This window comes from Bacillus fungorum, from assembly GCF_002746455.1.
Taxonomy (GTDB): domain Bacteria; phylum Bacillota; class Bacilli; order Bacillales; family Bacillaceae_G; genus Bacillus_A; species Bacillus_A fungorum.
The window spans coordinates 17033-35959 of the sequence record NZ_NWUW01000026.1; the positions used below are offsets into that span (position 1 = coordinate 17033).

At 31.7% G+C, this 18927-nt stretch carries 31 protein-coding genes; 30 read left to right on the forward strand and 1 reads right to left on the reverse strand.

Annotation, left to right across the window (positions count from 1 at the left end):
* Positions 1-49: 49 nt before the first annotated feature.
* The 11 genes from CO726_RS24720 to CO726_RS32875 all read left to right on the forward strand — a co-directional run bounded on the left by CO726_RS24720 (position 50) and on the right by CO726_RS32875 (position 9659).
* On the forward strand, positions 50-271 hold the full coding sequence (locus CO726_RS24720) for a hypothetical protein (RefSeq protein WP_098204967.1): 222 nt from the start codon (positions 50-52) through the stop codon (positions 269-271).
* Positions 272-277: 6 nt separating this feature from the next.
* Entirely contained in the window at positions 278-688 is a 411-nt protein-coding gene (locus CO726_RS24725; RefSeq protein WP_098204968.1) for a TcpE family conjugal transfer membrane protein, read from the forward strand.
* 3 nt (positions 689-691) lie between these two features.
* Positions 692-3148 carry an ATP-binding protein gene (locus CO726_RS24730; protein ID WP_099685988.1) on the forward strand — a complete coding sequence of 819 codons (2457 nt, stop codon included), beginning with the start codon at positions 692-694 and terminating at the stop codon, positions 3146-3148.
* A 13-nt stretch (positions 3149-3161) separates the two neighbouring features.
* Positions 3162-3467, forward strand: coding sequence for a hypothetical protein (locus CO726_RS24735; RefSeq protein ID WP_099685989.1), 306 nt, complete (start codon positions 3162-3164; stop codon positions 3465-3467).
* 16 nt (positions 3468-3483) lie between these two features.
* Complete coding sequence (locus CO726_RS24740) at positions 3484-6378, forward strand: CD3337/EF1877 family mobilome membrane protein (RefSeq protein ID WP_099685990.1); 2895 nt, start codon at positions 3484-3486, stop codon at positions 6376-6378.
* Positions 6375-7454: a bifunctional lytic transglycosylase/C40 family peptidase gene (locus CO726_RS24745; protein WP_342750780.1), complete on the forward strand. Its 1080-nt coding sequence runs from the start codon at positions 6375-6377 to the stop codon at positions 7452-7454. Before CO726_RS24740 ends, CO726_RS24745 begins: the two co-directional genes overlap by 4 nt.
* 17 nt (positions 7455-7471) lie before the next feature.
* Entirely contained in the window at positions 7472-8083 is a 612-nt protein-coding gene (locus tag CO726_RS24750) for a hypothetical protein (RefSeq protein ID WP_099685991.1), read from the forward strand.
* Between the two features lies 1 nt (position 8084).
* The gene (locus CO726_RS24755; RefSeq protein WP_099685992.1) at positions 8085-8657 is read left to right on the forward strand and encodes a thermonuclease family protein; all 573 of its coding nucleotides are present in this window, start codon (positions 8085-8087) and stop codon (positions 8655-8657) included.
* 71 nt (positions 8658-8728) lie between these two features.
* Entirely contained in the window at positions 8729-9040 is a 312-nt protein-coding gene (locus CO726_RS24760) for a hypothetical protein (protein WP_099685993.1), read from the forward strand.
* Positions 9041-9178: 138 nt separating this feature from the next.
* Positions 9179-9397 carry a hypothetical protein gene (locus tag CO726_RS24765; protein ID WP_099685994.1) on the forward strand — a complete coding sequence of 73 codons (219 nt, stop codon included), beginning with the start codon at positions 9179-9181 and terminating at the stop codon, positions 9395-9397.
* A gap of 127 nt (positions 9398-9524) precedes the next feature.
* Positions 9525-9659: a hypothetical protein gene (locus CO726_RS32875; protein ID WP_281259854.1), complete on the forward strand. Its 135-nt coding sequence runs from the start codon at positions 9525-9527 to the stop codon at positions 9657-9659.
* An 83-nt stretch (positions 9660-9742) separates the two neighbouring features.
* Here the strand turns inward: CO726_RS32875 and CO726_RS24770 are convergent, their stop codons facing one another.
* Positions 9743-10072 carry a hypothetical protein gene (locus CO726_RS24770; RefSeq protein ID WP_099685995.1) on the reverse strand — a complete coding sequence of 110 codons (330 nt, stop codon included), beginning with the start codon at positions 10070-10072 and terminating at the stop codon, positions 9743-9745.
* A gap of 901 nt (positions 10073-10973) precedes the next feature.
* On the opposite strand from CO726_RS24770, the gene CO726_RS24775 reads away from it, so the two are divergent.
* The 19 genes from CO726_RS24775 to CO726_RS24865 all read left to right on the forward strand — a co-directional run bounded on the left by CO726_RS24775 (position 10974) and on the right by CO726_RS24865 (position 18904).
* Positions 10974-11207, forward strand: coding sequence for a hypothetical protein (locus CO726_RS24775; RefSeq protein WP_099685996.1), 234 nt, complete (start codon positions 10974-10976; stop codon positions 11205-11207).
* A gap of 39 nt (positions 11208-11246) precedes the next feature.
* Positions 11247-11444 (forward strand): hypothetical protein, encoded by a 198-nt coding sequence (locus tag CO726_RS24780; RefSeq protein WP_099685997.1) that lies wholly within the window; start codon positions 11247-11249, stop codon positions 11442-11444.
* 57 nt (positions 11445-11501) lie between these two features.
* Positions 11502-11972 carry a hypothetical protein gene (locus CO726_RS24785; protein ID WP_099685998.1) on the forward strand — a complete coding sequence of 157 codons (471 nt, stop codon included), beginning with the start codon at positions 11502-11504 and terminating at the stop codon, positions 11970-11972.
* A 16-nt stretch (positions 11973-11988) separates the two neighbouring features.
* Positions 11989-12228 carry a hypothetical protein gene (locus tag CO726_RS24790; RefSeq protein ID WP_099685999.1) on the forward strand — a complete coding sequence of 80 codons (240 nt, stop codon included), beginning with the start codon at positions 11989-11991 and terminating at the stop codon, positions 12226-12228.
* Positions 12228-12455, forward strand: a complete 228-nt coding sequence (locus CO726_RS24795) for a hypothetical protein (protein ID WP_099686000.1) — start codon at positions 12228-12230, stop codon at positions 12453-12455. Before CO726_RS24790 ends, CO726_RS24795 begins: the two co-directional genes overlap by 1 nt.
* A 149-nt stretch (positions 12456-12604) precedes the next feature.
* A complete protein-coding gene (locus CO726_RS24800) occupies positions 12605-13390 on the forward strand; it encodes a hypothetical protein (protein WP_099686001.1) in 786 nt (261 codons plus the stop codon).
* Between the two features lie 71 nt (positions 13391-13461).
* Positions 13462-13788 carry a hypothetical protein gene (locus tag CO726_RS24805; protein WP_099686002.1) on the forward strand — a complete coding sequence of 109 codons (327 nt, stop codon included), beginning with the start codon at positions 13462-13464 and terminating at the stop codon, positions 13786-13788.
* Positions 13789-13907: 119 nt separating this feature from the next.
* Entirely contained in the window at positions 13908-14240 is a 333-nt protein-coding gene (ssb, locus tag CO726_RS24810; protein WP_099686003.1) for a single-stranded DNA-binding protein, read from the forward strand.
* A 41-nt stretch (positions 14241-14281) separates the two neighbouring features.
* Positions 14282-14854, forward strand: coding sequence for a hypothetical protein (locus tag CO726_RS24815; protein ID WP_099686004.1), 573 nt, complete (start codon positions 14282-14284; stop codon positions 14852-14854).
* A 239-nt stretch (positions 14855-15093) separates the two neighbouring features.
* Positions 15094-15360: a hypothetical protein gene (locus CO726_RS24820; RefSeq protein WP_099686005.1), complete on the forward strand. Its 267-nt coding sequence runs from the start codon at positions 15094-15096 to the stop codon at positions 15358-15360.
* Between the two features lie 15 nt (positions 15361-15375).
* Entirely contained in the window at positions 15376-15558 is a 183-nt protein-coding gene (locus tag CO726_RS24825) for a hypothetical protein (protein WP_099686006.1), read from the forward strand.
* A gap of 17 nt (positions 15559-15575) precedes the next feature.
* A complete protein-coding gene (locus CO726_RS24830; protein ID WP_099686007.1) occupies positions 15576-15965 on the forward strand; it encodes a hypothetical protein in 390 nt (129 codons plus the stop codon).
* A gap of 790 nt (positions 15966-16755) precedes the next feature.
* Positions 16756-17208, forward strand: coding sequence for a hypothetical protein (locus tag CO726_RS24835; protein ID WP_099686008.1), 453 nt, complete (start codon positions 16756-16758; stop codon positions 17206-17208).
* 27 nt (positions 17209-17235) lie between these two features.
* Entirely contained in the window at positions 17236-17472 is a 237-nt protein-coding gene (locus tag CO726_RS24840; RefSeq protein ID WP_099686009.1) for a hypothetical protein, read from the forward strand.
* Positions 17469-17660, forward strand: coding sequence for a hypothetical protein (locus tag CO726_RS24845; protein ID WP_099686010.1), 192 nt, complete (start codon positions 17469-17471; stop codon positions 17658-17660). The genes CO726_RS24840 and CO726_RS24845 overlap by 4 nt, the downstream gene beginning before the upstream one ends.
* A gap of 73 nt (positions 17661-17733) precedes the next feature.
* Positions 17734-17937, forward strand: coding sequence for a hypothetical protein (locus CO726_RS24850; protein ID WP_099686011.1), 204 nt, complete (start codon positions 17734-17736; stop codon positions 17935-17937).
* 137 nt (positions 17938-18074) lie between these two features.
* The gene (locus CO726_RS24855; protein ID WP_099686012.1) at positions 18075-18332 is read left to right on the forward strand and encodes a hypothetical protein; all 258 of its coding nucleotides are present in this window, start codon (positions 18075-18077) and stop codon (positions 18330-18332) included.
* Between the two features lie 37 nt (positions 18333-18369).
* A complete protein-coding gene (locus CO726_RS24860; RefSeq protein ID WP_099686013.1) occupies positions 18370-18600 on the forward strand; it encodes a hypothetical protein in 231 nt (76 codons plus the stop codon).
* Positions 18601-18649: 49 nt separating this feature from the next.
* The gene (locus CO726_RS24865; protein WP_099686014.1) at positions 18650-18904 is read left to right on the forward strand and encodes a hypothetical protein; all 255 of its coding nucleotides are present in this window, start codon (positions 18650-18652) and stop codon (positions 18902-18904) included.
* The last annotated feature ends 23 nt before the right edge of the window (positions 18905-18927 follow it).

The window sequence follows — 18927 nt, forward strand, 5'->3', positions numbered from 1 at the left end:
TGTAAAAAGCAATGGTTTCAATATAAAAACATTTAAGGAGTGAAGTGTAATGAACTTCAATTTGCAATCAATAACGACTAACATTATTTCACAGATTGCTTTCGTTATCTTACTAATCATGGCTGTTCGTGCAATTGTTGCTTATGTCCGTCAGGATTGGGGCGCATTCATGTCTCAGTTAGTTTTAGGTCTTGCTTGCTTAGTTGTAGTTTACTTTGGACCACAACTTTCTAACCTTGCAAAATCAATGGGTCAAGCAATCTTCGGGTGATTGGATATGAATAATTTCAATTACACCAAATTCTTTAAGTATCCGATAAAAATTTATCGGATACACAAACTAGAGTTTGCGAACGGAATTGAATTAAGGAAATTGCTGTTTGGTACAGCAATTTTCTTAATCACCGTCGCACTACTGTTTTATATAGCGCTTGTAGGTGGGAAACCAGCAGTTAGTTTCCTTTTAGATAACTGGATAAAAATTGTAGTATTAGTTCCAGCAACTTCAATTTTCATAGCATTCTCTTTTAAATACGATAATAAACCGATAAATAAATTCTTTATTGACCGTTATCGTTTTTATAGAAATAGAAATAAAGTTATTGAGAATTTTAGAGTTGTAAATGACTCTCAATATAGAAAACCATTAAAATATGAAGCTTACCATAAAAAGGAGAAAGGGGAGTGACATATGGGGGCAACATTGTTAGAGTATCCAATTCAAACAACTGAAGGAAACATCGTTTTTAATAAAAAAAATGGTGTTTGGGGTTATTACAAAATGGATATGTCAAATTTACCGTTAAATGATACACATGCATTTAAACGATATATACGCAAAACGGTTGCTTTTTTTGAACAAAATGAATATGCATTTGACATTAAGATCATTCCAAAAAATTATGATTTTGATTACTTCACAAAAAAAGTAACGAATGACTTAGTAAAAGGTGAATTTAAAGAAGAAGGTATTGCATATTACAATCGTGCCAATATGATTATGAAAGACGAATTGTCACTTTATGATTATGAAATTTATTTCGGAGTACATCTTAACAAATTTGCATATGAAGTACCTAACGATGTAGCTGGATTCTTTAAAGTTTTAAAGAATCGTATTGTAGAAGATATTACAAGATTTTATACAAGAGAAACAAACTATGAAACAGATTTTAAATTTTATAAGCGTAAAGAAGAAGATATGTTTCAGGCTTTATCACATTATAAAAAAATCTCGAAAGCGACAGAAAAAGATATAGAAAAAATTATCTATTATCAATTCCACCGTAACGAGATTTTAGAAGAGATCCCTCAAAAAGTAGTTAACTTGTGTGAAGGAGTTGTGAAAAATCATGCTGGATATCTCACTATCGAGCATGAAGATTCAACAGACTATATCACCATTATGCCGTATGTACTTACCCCTTACAACATCGGAAGTTACAAGTTTATATTAGACTTAATCGAATATGTTGATTTTCCGATTGAGTTTAACATTAAATTTAACTTCAAGTCACAACAAACAAACGTAAAAAAAATCAGGCAATTAAAGAAACGGTTCAGACATTTTAATGATGAAATGCAGCAAGGTGATGTAGACGAAGATAGCGTAATCGAAAATGCTCATGAAAGACTAACACTATTGCTAGATGAAACGAAAAATGGAAAGAAAGAATTAATGTATTGTAATTTAACCCTTGTCTTATTCGATAAGACAAAAGAAGGTTTAGAACGAAAAGTTAAAGAAATACAGCAATTTTATAAAGGTACAGACTTTGAAATTGCTAGACCGAAAGTGGATCAACTTTCATTATTTAACTCTTTAATTCCAGCAAGTTATGCTGATAGTAATTTTTATGAACAAGTAATTGATACATCTTTATTAGCAACATCATCTTTTGATATATCTAATAAAATTGGCAACAATTTTGGAATGTATTTAGGAAAAGTTGTAACTAACTATGAATTACTGGATGTAACACAAGCTAAAAATATTCGAAATAACATAGTAATCTTTAACCCACTGATTACAAAAAGGGCTTTAAAGGGTACGGTTCATACAAATGGTAATGTATTAGTAACGGGACCGCCCGGCTCAGGTAAAAGTATGTTAGTTAAATCATTATTTACATGGTCAACATTCTTTGGGGCAAAGATTTTATACATTGACCCAAAAAATGAATATAAAAAATTCTTCGAAGCAGCCGTTAAGAAATATCCAACTAAAGAATTTAAATCAATGTACGAGAAAATGAACTTTATTGAATTATCAAGTACAGGAGATAACATAGGGGCATTTGACCCATTAATTTTCTTAAAAGGTGATGAAGCAATTGAAACAGCTTCAATCATTTTAGAGACATTAGGAAAAGTGGACAGTCGAAATAAAAGAGAAAGTGTTACGATTTTCGAAAGTATCCAATATGTAATGAAAAATGAAGTTAAACCAACTTTAACTAAAGTTCTAGAAAAAATTAAAGAGAAAGAACCTGAATTGGGTAAATTCATCGAGAAATACAACATTGGATACGGAAAAATGTTGTTTGGTAATGATGATAGTAAAACATTGGATTTCGAAAGACAGGTTAATATTTTAGGGATTCAAGGTTTACAATTACCTCAATTTGAAAAGACATTAGATGAAATGAACCAAGCGGAAGTTATTGGTGTATCCATCATGGTTTCTTTATCAAAATACGTTAACATCTTCTCCACTAAGAAAGATGAAGAAGCAATGATTATCTTTGATGAAGCATGGGTGCTAAAAAAATCTAAGAATGGTGAAGCACTTATTGATAGTATGCTTCGTACAGGGCGTTCGCTTGAAACAGATATTGTTCTTATTACACAAGCATTTGATGATTTTAATGCAAATGCTCTGAAAGAGTTAATTGGTTGTAAATTTGCATTTAGACCGAAAACAGAAAGCTCAATCGCAGATATATTGGAGTTCTTCGATATGGAAGTAAACGATGGAAATATAGACCTCGTTAAAAACTTAGTTAGTGGGGTTTGTTTATTCCAAGATTATAAAGGACGAAATCAGGTTGTTGCTCACGAAGTCTTATTTGATGAATGGTTTGAAGCATTTAAGACAACTAAGAAAGACAGTGAAGCAGTTGGGCTGGAAGAAAGCATGTTAGCTTAAAGGGAGTGAAGACATGAGGAAGCTTTTCACAGTCACTATGTTAGCGGTTAGTACCATTGGATTACTAACCGCTTGTGGAAATGAAGATATGGAACTTTATAACAAAGCAAAAACAGCAATTGAAGATCGCTATGAAAATACTAAATTTCAAAAGTTTGAAATTTGTAAGACTGAAGACAAAGATTATTTAACAGTAAAGGCGACTGATGAAAAAGCGACAGAAAAATATATATACATCATTTCAAAAAATGAAACAAGAATGGCTACAAGCAGTCCCCTTTTTAAAACCGAAAAAAGTTGTAAAGTTCTAAAGAACTAAAAGGGGGAAACCTAAATTGAAGTGGAAAAAAATGATATTGGCTTGTATGGTTTGCGTGATTGCATTATTTACAATCACTACAACGTACAATGTTGCATTTGCCGAAAATGAACAGCCCGAAACAATATCACCAACAATTGTTAAAGAAGGAAATGTAATAAGAGAATCACAAAAATATCCTGATGTACAATACAAACCAATGACTTATATCAATGAAAAATGGTATTGGAACACTAATGAAGTCTTAGAAAATTTAAAAGCAGCATGGAAAGAAATTACTTGGTTTGCTAATTTTCTAATTGCAAAAGTAGGTTGTGAAATTGTGTTTAACCTATTTAGCTTAGACATTGTAGATAAGACTTCTGAAGCAGTTGGCGGGATTATGGGAGAAACAGCAAAAGCTGTTACAGGTGATTTATTACTATTCTTCTTAGCTTTAACAGGTGGATATATTGCAATTCGTGCTTATGTTCAACAAAATTGGAGCGAGTTTTTAAAAATCCTTACAAAAACACTTATTAGTATGTCGTTACTGTATTCATTGTTTGGAAATGCTCAAACATATGTAACTTTCGGTAATGATTTATCGAAATACATTGAAAATGCAGCATTAAAAATTAATCCTTCCCTTACAGCTTCACAACAAAATGAATACAATGAATCCAAAACAGGGGATACATTAAAAAGCAATGAAATTGGAGCGAGAATTGAAAATAAAGTGTTTGCAGGTATGATTTATAAACCGTTTTTACACTTAAATTATGGTACAACCGATGAAGCAGCAATCACAAAAGATGATAAAGATCGTATCACAAATTATTTACAAGCTAATGAATTTAGTGAGAAAGGTCTTGAAAAACGAAAAGACATTGTAAAAGAAGAATATGAGAAAAAAGGTAATTCTTCAATTCTTGCAAATAACATTCCATCACAAATGGGAAGTTTGACAGTAGCAGCACTTACAAATTTAATACAAATTGCAGTTTATTTTATCCTAGCTTTAGTTCGTATCGTATTACAGTTAGCGTTTATTGTATTGTTAATTGGTTTACCATTAGTTCTAGTTTTCAGCTTATTCCCAGCACTTGAAAATATGGTGTATGGATATATTAAAGCAATATTTAGTGTTATCACATTTAAGGCACTAACGGTTTTTGTAGTATTAATTGCAGTTTCTTTCTTATCCATCGGATACGATATCACGAATGCAAGTGATAAAACAGAAAATCGAGTGTTTACTCAATTAGTAATCACAGTAGCAACAATTGCACTTTGGTTTAAACGTGATTTCATTGTGAATGCAATAAATGGTCAACATCACCGCATTTTAGAAAGTGCTTCAAATTCAGTTAATGGTGTAGGAAATAAACTAGCTAATACAGGAAAGTCAGCAATGAGACACGCAAGACATAAAGAAACATTAAATGCTATTCGTGAAAAACAAGAAGGCGCTGGAAATGGTGCTGGAAAAGATGGAAAATCATCAACACCAAGTACAGGTTCAAAACTTTGGGATAAATTTTCTGAAGGTCATGGAAAAGATAGTGATAGTCGAAGCCCTGAAGCAGAAGCAGCCGCAACAAAAGAAGATGCACATGAAGCAAAAACAGAAGCTGATGCAGAAAAAGTATCAGGCGCTCGTACACCAAATTTAGAAAAAGATTCAACAGAACAACCAAAAGATACAAACCATCATACTGATAATGATGCAGAAAAAGTATCAAGTGCTCGTACACCACAAGTTGTAGCTGGGCATCAAACAGCAGGAGAGCCAACAAAAGAAGCACATCAAGACAAACATGCTACGCATGATGGCGGTACAAGTGAAAATAGAAGTCCAAGAGTTGCAAGTGAACAAGTAAGTGCTGAAGGATCAGCAGGAAAAACAGAACAAGGTAAACATATACCAACAGTTGTTCCAATGGCTGGTAGCACAAAACGTAATAGTCATTCAAGAAATCCAAATGTAGCAAAACGTAATGCTAGAACACAGGAACAACAAGGAAATAAACGTGTACAACAAGGAAGACGAGTAAGTGGACAGCGTGTAGCTTCTCAAAATGTAGGTTCAGCACAACCAAATCAAACTGTTCGTCCGTTACCAACAGGTGAAAAGCAACAAGGCGCAGTTTCATATAGAAGAAATGAACATTCTCAAAATACAGCAGGACAAAATACAGTAGGGCAAAACACAACTGTTCCAAACAGAAGCGCTTTAACTACAAGACCAGTAGTTGCGGCTCATATGCCAAACCGTCAAAACAAAGTTGAAGCACCAAGACAAAATGTAAGTTCAGCAGGAAGACGAGTAAGTGGTCAACGAAATGTACCAGCAGGAACAGTACAAACAAGTGGAAGACGAGTAAGTGGTCAACAACGAGTAGTAAATGCACCAACAGGTACACCATCACCAAGAACAGAAGCACCAAGAAGAAATGTAAGCCAATCAACAGGAAGACAAGTAAGCGGTCAACAACGAGTAGTGAATACGCCAGCAGGAACAGTACCATCACCAAGAACAGAAACAAGAAGACAGAATGTAAGTCAATCAGCAGGAAGACGAGTAAGTGGTCAACAACGAGCAGTAAATACGCCAGTAAGAAATAATACAACGGCTCAAAGATCAGTTGTTCCAAAACAAATGACTAGAATGCATTCATCACCTGTTAAAGTACAATCAAGACCGCAAGTTGCACCAACAAATACAGTTCAATCTAAACCTGTATCAGACTTTGCACCAACTCAAAAAGCAAAAAATAACAATATTAGACCACCAAAAATGAGTAGCAGTACAAAGGTATCTGAAGTTATGCCAACTTTACAACAAGAATTAAAACAAGAAAAAATTAAAGAAAGTGTTGTAGAAAAAAGCATTAGAAAAAATAGAGAAAAGCAGGGTGAACATGTATGAGTCAAATGAACACCGTTGTTAAATTAAAAACCATGAAGCTTAAACTTATAGTGATTGGGGGCATAGGGCTAATCCTAGCCCCTATTTTTTTAATAGGAATGCTCATGGGGTCTTTTGCTCCTTCAAAGGATAATGCTACTTCAGGAAGTGGCGCAATTGGTGGAAGTATAGGAATGGCGCAAGTTTCAGCAGATGTTTTAAAATGGCGACCTTTAGTGGAAAAACATGCAGCCGAGTTTGGAATGACCCCTTATGTTGATTTAATTTTAGCTTTAATACAACAGGAATCAGGCGGAACTCTTATAGATGTCATGCAAAGTGCGGAAGGGGCATTTAATACAAAATATCCTCATATACCAAATGGCATTCCAGATTCAGATTATAGTATATGGTGTGGTGTACAAGAATTAAAACATTCATTAGAAATAGCAGGAGTTCAATCTCCTAATGATATAGAAAAAATAAAATTGGCATTACAGGCATATAACATGGGACCGGGCTTTGTAAAATATGTAAATGAAAATGGTGGAGCATATTCAGTTGATTTAGCAAAAAGTTTCGCTTTAAAACATGCTAATGGACGTACTCAATGCGGATTCCGTTCCCCATATTGCTATGGCGACTTTACCTATGTTGAAAAAGTTTTGAAAAATTTGGTAATTGTTCAAAACCCAACGGGTGTTACAGATGGAAAAGGAACAAGTATTGCAAATCAAAAGTTCAACGAAATTATGGCACTAGTTACCCCATATGACGGTTATCCGTATGTTTGGGCTGGACGTGCGCCACCTAATTTTGATTGTTCAGGTTTAATTGAATGGAGTTACAATAAACTAGGCATTCGAATTAGTGGAACAGCAGAAGATATGTATAATCAAACAGTTCCAGTCGATAACCCAGCACCAGGGGATTTAGTTTTCTTTGAAGGGACTTATAAACCTGGGATTTCGCACATTGGTATCTATATAGGAAATAATCAAATGTTTAATGCGGGTGGTACACATTTACATTATGCTAGTTTAGATAAACCATATTGGAAAGAACATTTTGCAGGAATCAGACGTTTACCATTTTAAAAAATGAGGTGTTTAACATGGGAATGAATATTAAATCAACAATTGCTACTGTTGTAGCTTTAGCGGTATTTGTTGGATTAGCTTCATACAGCTTCACGAGTCATCGTGAAGCTGGTGAGTTAAAAAAAGAAATTACACAAGTAAAAAAAATCAATGAAGAAAGTAAACAAAGAATTAAAGATTTAGAGAAGCAAAATAAAGAGATTAATTATAAACTTCACTATGCTAATAGCAATACACAAGATCAAACTAAAAAAGCAGCGATTGAATTTTTACAAGCCTTTTTCACTTATGATACTTCAAAGAGTGAGAGAGGTTGGACAAAAGTAAAAAACTTTACTACTGAAAACGGATTAAACAGTATTAAACCAGCAGGAGAAGAACCAAATTCAATTACACCAACTGAAAAAGATAAAACAATCATTATGAAATATAAAGATGCAGATGTTTATATAAACGGTGTGATTGATAATCCTGATAAAGCGAATGTATTCACAATTGTTAAATATACAACTACTATTAATGACACAACAAGTGATGGAGAAATGACTTTTAAATTAGACTTAGTTAAACAAAATGGAAAATGGTTAGTTGATAAAGTTGTGCCAGCATCATCACAGGAGCGATAAAATGAAAAAATTTCTTTTGTTATTATTTACCGCAGTTTTATTAGTAAGTTGTTCGCAAGCAAAAGCTACAAATAAAGACAATATAGTTACAAAAGAAGATTATCAAAATGCAATTAAAGGATTACAACAAGAGCCAGCTAAAGTTGTACATGTACGTGACGGAGACACAATAGATGTAGTTACAAAGGATAATAAGCAACATGCAATTCGCATGTTGCTTTTAGACACACCAGAAAGCGTTAAGAAAGACGTTCCAGTTATGCCCTATGGTAAAGAGTCTAGTGATTTTACAAAGCGCCTATTGGAAAATAAGGACGTTACAATCGTATATGATAAGGGACAAAAAGAAGACCCTTATAAAAGATTACTAGCTTATGTATTTATAGATGGTGAATGTGTTGAAGGAAAAATTATTAGAAATGGTTATGGTATTGTTAGGTACATTAACAAACCAAATACAACCTTATTACCATTACTTCAAAAGGAGCAAGAACAAGCTAAAAAAGAAAAAATTAATGTTTGGAGTAAAGAAGGTTATGTGACAAATAAAGGATATAATACAAAACAAAGGTGATAAAAAGTATTGGCACAAACGAAGATCATGTTTGTGGCCAATGCTTTTTAATTTAGAAAGGAAGTTAAATAGTGAAAAAGAAAATCCAATATATTATATATCTATTTTCATATTTACCTATTTATATTTTTGCTTATCCAGTAATTTTCATTTTAGGTATGGCAATGGATAGTCCAAATGAAGAACATTATATAGTTCAATCAATGTTTTATATTTTTATAGTATTAATTACAATTGGTGGTGCATGGGTTTTAAATTTTTTATTCAGGGTATCTTTAAAATTAGAAAAAAATACGGTATATACAAAGACTATATTTATCATGCATTTAGTATTGATACCAGCTACACCATATGTTTTTTTATTAGGTCTTCATTACCTGTAAAACAACCAAATATGTTATAATAAGGTAATTCTCTTTATTAGTTTATGTATCTTTCTTTATTTCCCTTTCAACCCTTGTAATAAGGGTTATTTTTTTGCAATTTTGTTTCAACTAAAAATATAAAAAGGAGAAACAGATATGAAAAAAGTTTTTATTTTTTTACTGATTTGTATTACAGTTCTAACATTATATTATTTCAATAAAGGATATAACGGAAAATATGTACGATGGGGAGATAGCGTAGAAACAGTTAATATAAAAGTCTTAGAAAGAAATGATATTCCATATAAAATAAAAAATAATAAAGTGTATATTCCTGAAGATGCAATTTCTAAAGCAACATTTTGTTGTACTTAATGAATGCATTGTTAGACACGCATATTTTGATTTTAAACGCATAGAATTACATAGGTAATAACATAAGTAGTTTGCTAGATAAAACCCTAAATTAACGCTTTTAAAAGCGTTTAAGGAGGCGTTGGTTATGGCAGCAGCAAGATATTGTGAAAAATGTGGTGTAGAAATTTGGGAAGGTAGCCAGTGTAAGGGGTGTGATCCCGTAAATGGTGCGGAAGAAGTAACGATACGTTTTGCCATATGGAAAGAAAAAGAAGACTAAAATTAACAAAAAGATTCATTTTGAAATTTATAATCAAAATGAATCTTTTTTTAGGGTAATGGAGGGTATTTTTTTATTGAAAATTATTGATTTATGGTTTTTTTAATATATTTATCAGCTATTGCCGTTCCCAAATCAATTGCTCTTTGAAGTACAGCCTGTTTTGATGCAGAATCCATTGGTTCATTAAATCCAAATTCTTCATTAATTTCATAATCATTGCTAGAGAAAAAGTGATACTTTTTAGGAAGAGTTTCATTTTCAGAAATAAAATGAAATGCATACATATCACCAAAACATAATAACTCAATTTTAAAAGTCATTAATGCATCGGCTTTTCGGAATTGATAATATTCTACTGGATATAAAAAATCACCTTCATGACTATAATTAAAATCTTTTGAGAAATCCACTTTTTATCACTCCTTGTATTTTTTTGTCGTATATTCACTATTTCTATTTAAAAGTTCGGAATCCTTTTTTTTACAATCTGAAAAACAAAATCAAAACATTAAAAGTCATTTAAAATCATTTGGGCTCACAATACAGCGAGTAATTCACCGGTCCATACTTAAAGGGCGAAGTATGGACTGGTGAAAACTCGCTGATAATTGCCGACTCGGACTAAAATGCTCGATAACTAGAAAGAGTAACCTTTTAAATAAAAACCGCTTTAAAAGGAAACTCTTTCTAAGTTCCTGATCATTTCTTAACGCCACTTCGCGGAGCGTAAAAGAAAAAGGCAAAAGAAAAAAGAAAAAGAAGAAATGAAAAGGAAAAGTCATGCAGCCACCTAGCGGTAGGCCACATGACTTTTTTAATAAAAAGAAAAGTTAAAAGAAAAAGAAAGGGCTAATTCAAAATTCAATACCGAGTAGTATTTTTTAAAAAGTATTCCATTGCATTTCATACTTTTAAAAAAATCTCCACTCTTAGCCACGATTTTCTTATGAAATGGAAAAGCATATTTCATAAGAAAACCGAGTCTATATTGAGTTTTAAATTTTTGACAGGCTTTTTGTCTTACGCCAAGCCGATACCAAAAAGGAAGCTGTTAAGGTAGCCGACTTGCGTTACTAAGTGTAGCCTGTCAAACCGCCTAAAACCGAGGGGGATTATCCCCCACACCCCCTAGCCAACCTCCCCCAAAAAGTGAAGGAAAATTCCAAACCGAAAAGAAAAAAGCAAGAAAAACCGAAAAAATTAAAAGTTTTTACACAAGTTCTTACAAAAGTATTTACTTTTGTAAGAACTAATGATATAATTATAAATGTAAGGTAGTTAAACAAATTTAAATTTTAAGGAGTGTTTGAAATGAAAAAAGTTGAAAAAGTGAGAATTGAAGTTAGACAAAAAATTGAGGGCGTTAATTGGGAAGATTGCCCCGTTATTTTGGATAGAGACTTTGAAGATATGCCGAAAAATTACGGTGAAAGAACAGCAATAATAAATGAAAAGATGGAAGAATTAGCAGATGTATATGAAAGCCGTTTACGTTGGAATTATTACGGCTCACTACAAGGAAATTATGTAGGAGTCAGATACTAAAAGGGATTTTCCCTTTTAGTATCTATAAGGTGATTGCATATGTGTACAAATACTGAAGTTGCTGAAGACACTAGGATTTGTGAGGAATGCGAGGGAATTATATATCAAGGTTTTGTAATTGATACGGGATATGATTATAAATACTTTTGTGAAGAGGAATGCTTGCATAAAGTTTATTCACCTGAAGAATATCGAAAACTAAAAAATGATGATATGGCTTATTGGACACAATTTTAAAAAGAAAAAGGCAGTTGCCTTTTTCTTTCAATCAAAAAATAAAGGGGATAGATCGGCATGAAGGAAAACAATAAAATCGGTGTTGTTGGCTTTTCTACATTTGTAAATGGAAATTTGGTTTTCAAAGTAAATGGAAGTTTTGAACATAATGATATTATTCAGAGGTATTGGGATAAAAATTGTGCTCATTTACATGAGGATTCTATAGTTTCAGAAGATGCCAGCCTGATTGTCGATACTGTACCAGCAAATAATGAATATGGTTATGAACTTAGATTATTAGCAATATGGAATCATGTACAACGTAAATTTCGTTATGAATATGATGATGTTGGAATGGAAGCGGAATATATGGGGTTAGTTGTTGGCTTAGAGGGAATACCTGATACAGATACATCGGATATATGCCCTCGTTGTTCAAAGGGGAATTTACTACCAATGTATGATGAACACCCTAATTGGATAAAATTTTGTCGCCATTGTGATTTTAGAACGGATAATTCGGAGTATAGCCCTTTACCATATTAGAAAGGTGGATATTACTATGAATGAAATGGGAATAAAATTATTTCTTGCAAAAGCCAAAATTGGGGAAAGTATTATTATTAGTTATCATGAGCGAAGAAATAGCCTTTCAGTTAGTGGGGATATAGTTAAAATAGGTGATAATAGTGTAACTGTAAAAGAGTATGTAATTAATGACTTATATAGAGATGTTGAAATCCCTTTTAAAAATATTTGGTATCATTCATTAGAATGTCAGCCAGTACCGAGGTCTATGTAATGAATCAAGAAAGCATTTTAAAACAGTTAGAAAAGGTTGTAGAACATAATAATTTTGAAATGGAAAAAGTGAAGGGAAATCAGTGTTTAGCTGAAAATCTCATTGTTATTGATTATGAAGAACGTTCCGTTTATGACCCTTTCTTTGATGAAAGCGGAAGATTTGAAGTGAACCCAATTCAATATTATGGGCTAAAGAACATTATAAAAATGATTGAAGCATATTAAAGACTTGTGTTTACAAGTCTTTTTTTTATTTGAAAAAACAAAAGTTTTTACACAAGTTCTTACAAAAGTATTTACTTTTGTAAGAACTAATGATATAATTATAAATGTAAGGTAGTTAAACAAATTTAAATTTTAAGGGGTGCTTGAAAATGTCAGTAATTTACTTAGGAAAAGAAATGTACAATTTTGTTGCGAATGGTGTAAAGAAATTTGCGCCGGAATTAACAGATGCAGAGGTTTCTTTATTAGTAGAAGATTGGCAGTATGCGAATTACATTTCTTTTGTTGATAAATATAAGGATGATTCAGTTGAATTGGATACACTGGAGATCGTAGAGAATGATAATTATGATATTAACGAATTTACAGTGTTAAAGGCATTACGCAGCGTACAATATCAAATTGAAGTTGAATCTTATGTAAATAGTCCTGACTCTTTTAAAAATCTAGGAATTATTATTGAAAGATTATTAGAAAGATGTAAGCAACAGTTATACATCATTAATGGTATAGATATCAAAGAGTATTATCTAAGCATTGGAGAAATAAAGGATAATGGAAAGGTATTCTTTAAAGATGATAAATTTCTAAACTTATATAGTAATTTGGTTTTAGCAAAAGTTTATGAAGAACCGCTTTTTGATTGGGATTGGTTAGACCGTATTTTTAATAAATTTCATAATAAAATCGTTGGGGAATCATTGAACATTTCTTATGATACGCCTAAACCACCATTAACAAAACTTGAAATTCTTGCATCTTTAGAGTTTTTACAACTTACAGTAAAAGTGTTTCATAAGAAATTAACCGCTACTGAAGAATATGAGCATTTAAGCCATCAAATCGGCTATTTAACAAGGGTTTTAATCAGTGATGATACAGTGTATGAGAATGCAGAATGGGCTGACCCAACTTACAAAAGTCTAACAGCGTAAAGATCGAAAAAATAAAGAAGGAAAGAAACTTCTTTCCTTCTTTAATCTAATTAAGGAAAGTGGTGTGAGATATGAAAAATTATGTTTATACAGTTTTAATGTTAATTGGACTATTTACAGTTATAAGTTCTATCTTTTCCAGTGGGGTTGCAGTTGAGGATGAATCTGTAAGTTTATTAACAAGTCAAGTTTTAGCAGAATTGTTTGAGAGTGTAGGTCACGTTTTAGGAAAATGGTATATAGCTTTTCCAGTATTAATTTGTTTGACGTTTGCATTGTATTTTTACGTATCACAACAATTTAAAAAATTTGGGATGTGCTTTTTAGCTACTCTTATGATTCCCACTTTTTATTGGATGTTTATAAATTTATGGACATTAATAGGTGAAATTTTATAAAGGAATGATAAAAAGTTTTTACACAAGTTCTTACAAATGTATTTACTTTTGTAAGAACTAATGATATAATTATAAATGTAAGGTAGTTAAACAAATTTAAATTTTAAGGGGTGCTTCAAATGAATAATGTTAACTTAATTGGTAGATTGGTGAAAGACGTTGATCTCACTTATACACCTAATGGAACAGCAGTTGCAAAGTTTGTGTTAGCGGTTAAAAGAAAATTTCCAAACCCAACTAGTGGAGAATATGAATCAGACTTTATAAAATGTATTGCTATTAAAAAGAAAGCTGAAGCATTAGCAAACTATACAGAAAAGGGCTTGCGAGTAGGCATTACAGGAAATTTACAAACTCGTAATTATGAAGATGAAAATAAAAAAATGCATTATGTTACCGAGGTATTTGTAGAAGATACGACATTGATTGAAAGAAAATCTAGACCGCAATAAATGAATAATCTACTAATATCAAAATATAGGGGGAAATAACGGTGCGTATGCAATTATATACTTCATTACAAAAATTTATTGATGATGTTGAAGCAGATAATAAGATTGTTAGGGATGTAGAGGGACACCCTGAATTAGCAAAATGCAAAAAACAATATTTTGAAGTTCTTAATAAGCTTGAAGAAATAAAACAAAATTTATCAGCTTTAGAACAACAAAAGAACGAAATCATTGAAGAAGCTGATAAAATTCGTTTTGGTGGTAAAAATTTTAATGAGCATATAAATAGCATCGGGGAAAAATTTTGGATTGAAGATGTAAAAGTTGAAGTAAGGGGATTTATGGCAACATTAACTATTGAATCCAAAAAAGATTATGTGAAAATTACAATGGACACACAGTTATATATAAACCAGCCACGCAAACAGTCCTCACGTTATCAGATTGAATATGATTACTTTGAAAGACATAAAGAAACAGTAATGAATATACCTGAAGAATTTAAGAAATATGAAGCTAAACTTCATAAGGTATTAGATTATTTACAAAAGAAATATCAAGTCATATGGATTGATGATATTTGGACAAATAACAAAGATGTAAATATTTATTAACATTTTTTCAACTGAAGCCTTTGCTGATCGCAGGGGCTTTAGTTGAAAAGAGAAAGGAAATTTTTCATATTAAGCAAAAACCAGCTTAATATGAAAAATTTTAATTGAAATCAAAAGGCAAGGAAGTTTTTCATTCAATGCAGCCACCTAACGGTAGGCCGCATTAAATGAAAAACTTCAATAAAAAGAAAAGGGCGCTATGCTTTGCATAGCTTTATAAAAATAAAAGGGGAATCTATATGTGTGTATTAACTAACGATTATTTAAAAGTAGTTAAATATCGAAATAGACTTATATTATTCACTTTTCTTTTGATTGTTTTAGATGGATTATTAATTTATGAATTTATTAAAGGATTTTCTTTTGTAATACAGGGGATAACTATTTTATTTATTTTACCTACAATGTATGGTGTCGGTGTTTCAAGAGCAAAACGTTTTGAATATGATTTGCGTGTATCAGGAAAAGGAAAATATTATGATATTACTATGAAAACTAACTACTAAAGGGAGTTAAATATAATGTTAGATTGGTTTTTTGAAAGTAGCGCAGTTCAACAGACATGGGGGATTATTACTTTAATAGGTATATATGTTTCTGTTCATTTAGCAAGTAAAAACAATAAATGGTTTGTACCATTTACAGCAATATTTAGTGTCATAATGGCTATTGCAGGTATTGTTATTCGAATTAACACATTGTAACTAAAGGGGGAATTTATATGACAAGGTTAGATAAGCTGTTTTATGGCTTTTTTACGGTAATTGCATTGCTTGGGTATGGTTTACTATTATTTACGTCTTATTCGTTTGCTGGTGAGGTTAAACAGCAGTTTATGACATTGGTATTAACTCTTATTCTCGTACAATTGATTTATGCTATATATTTTGTATTTATTAAAAAAGGAAAATTTAAAACTTATTTGCGATTACTAGTATTTTCTATATTAGGAGTACCAGGACTATTTTTCTTTGTAGGAGCAATTCAATATTTATTTAATATCTCAGCAAATATTGTTTTATTAGGAATTGGTATTGCTTGTGTTGTTTTAATTGGTGGGTATGGCTGGTATATCAATAAAGAAATGATGAATCAAATGAATAAAGAATAAAATCATTTGGGCTCACAATACAGCGAGTAATTCACCGGTCCATACTTAAAAGGCAAAGTATGGACTGGTGAAAACTCGCTGGTAATTGCCGACTCGGACTAAAATGCTCGATAACTAGAAAGAGTAACCTTTTAAATGAAAACCGCTTTAAAAGGAAACTCTTTCTAAGTTCCTGATCATTTCTTAACGCCACTTCGCGGAGCGTAAAAGAAAAAGGCAAAAGAAAAAAGAAAAAGAAGAAATAAAAAGGAAAAGTCATGCAGCCACCTAGCGGTAGGCCACATGACTTTTTTTAATAAAAAGAAAAGCTAAAAGAAAAGGAAAGGGCTAATTCAAAATTCAACACCGAGTAGTATTTTTTTCTGTCTGCCCATTTCATTCTGCAGAAAGAAAAAAATCTCCACTCTTAGCCACGCTATTTCTTATGAAATGAAAAAGCATATTTCATAAGAAACACCGAGTCTATGTTGAGTTTTAAATTTTTGACAGGCTTTTTGTCTTACGCCAAGCCGACACCAAAAAGGAAGCTGTTAAGGCAGCCGACTTGCGTTACTAAGTGTAGCCTGTCAAACCGCCTAAAACCGAGGGGGATAATCCCCCACACCCCCTAGCCAACCTCCCCCAAAAAGCGAAGGACAATCCCAAACCCAAAAGAAAAAAGCAAGCAAAATCAAAAAAATTAAAAGTATTTACACAAGTTCTTACAAAAGTATTTACTTTTGTAAGAACTAATGATATAATTATAAATGTAAGGTAGTTAAACAAATTTAAATTTTAAGGGGTGCTTGAAATGAAAAAAGTTGATGAATTAAAAGCAGAAGTTACAGAAAATACGGATGAATACACACAGCTTTGCGTAAACAGAATTTTGGAAGAAGGTAAAACTTATGTTGCATCACATAAAGCGGAAGCGGTAGAAAACAAATTAAACGAATTAGGAGTTAAATATTTTGTGTTTCCTGTTAGCAAAACTGAATTTCTAATTGAACAAAATCATTTAGAGGAACTAGTTGATGTTCAACATGAGACAATAGATGTTCAAAAAACTTTTAATTGGAAAGATCGTAATTTACATTGGTTTGATACCGAGTTTCTTAATACACCAAAAGATATTAAACACGTTTTGAGTTATAGCGAAATTGCTGATTATTACAGAGAAAATTATGTTTTACAAATAGAGAATGAAAACGGATTTTCTTCATTGGAATTAGATGAAGTTTGGAAAATGATGAATTTACAATAATCATAAATTGCAAAGGAGTTGTTTTATATGCCAGCTTTTACAGTGAAAAATTTGCATACATGTCAGCCACGTTTCGTGGCTTTCTGTAAGGCAAAAGGCTTAAAAGAAAACGACACTTGGAACAGTTGGGATTATATAAATTGGATTTCAGAAAAAGCAACAGAATTTAAAACATTAAATGGCTTAAAACAAGATGATTCACTAAAAAAAGTGAAAAATGGTCATGAACGTTTCGATATATTTTTACAGGGGGTAGCATCATGAAAAGTACGTTTCCAATAGTTGTTCGACATGAAGGGAAGATTGAAGAAGGTTGTATAATTCATACAACGTTTACAGGTGATGGGGCTAATTATCTGATAACAATAGAGAAAATAGTTTCTAAAGGAAAAAACGAAAAAGGGGAATTAGTTTTAGTGGTGGAAGGAACAAGAGAAAAGTGTGTTGAGTAACAGAATCAAAGGGCTTGTAACAACAAGCCTTTTGATTACCTAAATGTATGTTATCGAAAGGGAGAATGAAAAAATGAATAAATGTACATTTTGCGGAAGAGAGTCTGATTTTCATGATACTAAAATTGTAGGTGGCTATGAAATATTAACATGTTGCACAGATTGTGAAGAAGAAATTTCTTGCGATCAAGAGGATTATTTATTTGAACAAGAGCAGCAAGAAATGATTGCTAGGGCTGAAGAAGAAAATTGGAGAGAAGCGAACAATATGTATTAATGTTTGTATTTAGTTGAAAAATCACAGCTGATAAATTAAATGACCGTTCGGATTTTACATTGATTTATCAGCTGGATCTCAAAGTAAATGTTCGTTTCTAACAGAAGTGTTATTCGAATATGAAATGAGGAAGTGTAATGAAACAACTATCATTATTTGAAGTAGATGAAACAAAGATTAAACTGTATGAGGTACTGGAAGCAAACAACTATAATTTCGAGATTCAGAGTTATTACCTACACAATGATTATTTAGGTGCAGTTAAGTATTTTTATATTAGAACAACAGATAACACGATTATAGATATGTGTCTAAGTGAGTTTCCTGAAGTGTTTATAATATATAGGGGGTTTACAGAAAAAGAGATTAAGAAAATATACAAAGGAAGATTATGATAAAAATATCCTAAATAGAAAGAGGGAATAAAAAAGTATGCTTAAAAAAATATTTTTATCTATTGGTATATCTCTTTTGGTTGTAGGAACATTTACAGAGGAATTATTCTCTTTGTTCGGTCTAACTGTTCCTAAAGATTTTATCGCTTTTACATTTTATTGGGCTTTAATTGGTATTGTAATAATTGCTACAGTATGTACAAATCTAATTAGTGGTGTTTGGTTTAAGAGAGTAGATAAAGAAAATAGGAATAAAATTAATGACTAATTTTATAAGTTTATACAATTTGAATTTTATATAAAAGGGGAGAATAATCATGAACGTTGGCGAATGGGTTTTAGCTGAAAGTCAAGTCGGTTTTATCGTTTTTAAAAACCATACTGAAACATCTATAAAAGTTCAATTTGGTTACAGAAACAGTAAAGTTTATTCAAAAGACGATATATCCCCAGTTAAATTTCAATTAGACAATGATGCAATTCATAATCTTCAACTTTTAGCATTAGAAACTAACGATAAAATTTGGTTTGAAGAATTAGGGAAATTAAAAAACGTTGTATTAGATAGCTGAACCAACTGTTGGATTAGAAATTC

Coding starts and splice junctions, on each gene's coding strand:
- CO726_RS24835 (WP_099686008.1), top strand. CDS start 16,756: ATGAAAAAAGTTGATGAATTAAAAGCAGAAGTTACAGAAAATACGGAT.
- CO726_RS24805 (WP_099686002.1), top strand. CDS start 13,462: ATGAAAAATTATGTTTATACAGTTTTAATGTTAATTGGACTATTTACA.
- CO726_RS24725 (WP_098204968.1), top strand. CDS start 278: ATGAATAATTTCAATTACACCAAATTCTTTAAGTATCCGATAAAAATT.
- CO726_RS24830 (WP_099686007.1), top strand. CDS start 15,576: ATGACAAGGTTAGATAAGCTGTTTTATGGCTTTTTTACGGTAATTGCA.
- CO726_RS24845 (WP_099686010.1), top strand. CDS start 17,469: ATGAAAAGTACGTTTCCAATAGTTGTTCGACATGAAGGGAAGATTGAA.
- CO726_RS24825 (WP_099686006.1), top strand. CDS start 15,376: ATGTTAGATTGGTTTTTTGAAAGTAGCGCAGTTCAACAGACATGGGGG.
- CO726_RS24765 (WP_099685994.1), top strand. CDS start 9,179: ATGAAAAAAGTTTTTATTTTTTTACTGATTTGTATTACAGTTCTAACA.
- CO726_RS24790 (WP_099685999.1), top strand. CDS start 11,989: ATGAATGAAATGGGAATAAAATTATTTCTTGCAAAAGCCAAAATTGGG.
- CO726_RS24745 (WP_342750780.1), top strand. CDS start 6,375: ATGAGTCAAATGAACACCGTTGTTAAATTAAAAACCATGAAGCTTAAA.
- CO726_RS24755 (WP_099685992.1), top strand. CDS start 8,085: ATGAAAAAATTTCTTTTGTTATTATTTACCGCAGTTTTATTAGTAAGT.
- CO726_RS24800 (WP_099686001.1), top strand. CDS start 12,605: ATGTCAGTAATTTACTTAGGAAAAGAAATGTACAATTTTGTTGCGAAT.
- CO726_RS24820 (WP_099686005.1), top strand. CDS start 15,094: ATGTGTGTATTAACTAACGATTATTTAAAAGTAGTTAAATATCGAAAT.
- CO726_RS24730 (WP_099685988.1), top strand. CDS start 692: ATGGGGGCAACATTGTTAGAGTATCCAATTCAAACAACTGAAGGAAAC.
- CO726_RS24840 (WP_099686009.1), top strand. CDS start 17,236: ATGCCAGCTTTTACAGTGAAAAATTTGCATACATGTCAGCCACGTTTC.
- CO726_RS24785 (WP_099685998.1), top strand. CDS start 11,502: ATGAAGGAAAACAATAAAATCGGTGTTGTTGGCTTTTCTACATTTGTA.
- CO726_RS24720 (WP_098204967.1), top strand. CDS start 50: ATGAACTTCAATTTGCAATCAATAACGACTAACATTATTTCACAGATT.
- CO726_RS24780 (WP_099685997.1), top strand. CDS start 11,247: ATGTGTACAAATACTGAAGTTGCTGAAGACACTAGGATTTGTGAGGAA.
- CO726_RS24850 (WP_099686011.1), top strand. CDS start 17,734: ATGAATAAATGTACATTTTGCGGAAGAGAGTCTGATTTTCATGATACT.
- CO726_RS24855 (WP_099686012.1), top strand. CDS start 18,075: ATGAAACAACTATCATTATTTGAAGTAGATGAAACAAAGATTAAACTG.
- CO726_RS24750 (WP_099685991.1), top strand. CDS start 7,472: ATGGGAATGAATATTAAATCAACAATTGCTACTGTTGTAGCTTTAGCG.
- CO726_RS24775 (WP_099685996.1), top strand. CDS start 10,974: ATGAAAAAAGTTGAAAAAGTGAGAATTGAAGTTAGACAAAAAATTGAG.
- CO726_RS24865 (WP_099686014.1), top strand. CDS start 18,650: ATGAACGTTGGCGAATGGGTTTTAGCTGAAAGTCAAGTCGGTTTTATC.
- CO726_RS24860 (WP_099686013.1), top strand. CDS start 18,370: ATGCTTAAAAAAATATTTTTATCTATTGGTATATCTCTTTTGGTTGTA.
- CO726_RS32875 (WP_281259854.1), top strand. CDS start 9,525: ATGGCAGCAGCAAGATATTGTGAAAAATGTGGTGTAGAAATTTGGGAA.
- ssb (WP_099686003.1), top strand. CDS start 13,908: ATGAATAATGTTAACTTAATTGGTAGATTGGTGAAAGACGTTGATCTC.
- CO726_RS24735 (WP_099685989.1), top strand. CDS start 3,162: ATGAGGAAGCTTTTCACAGTCACTATGTTAGCGGTTAGTACCATTGGA.
- CO726_RS24795 (WP_099686000.1), top strand. CDS start 12,228: ATGAATCAAGAAAGCATTTTAAAACAGTTAGAAAAGGTTGTAGAACAT.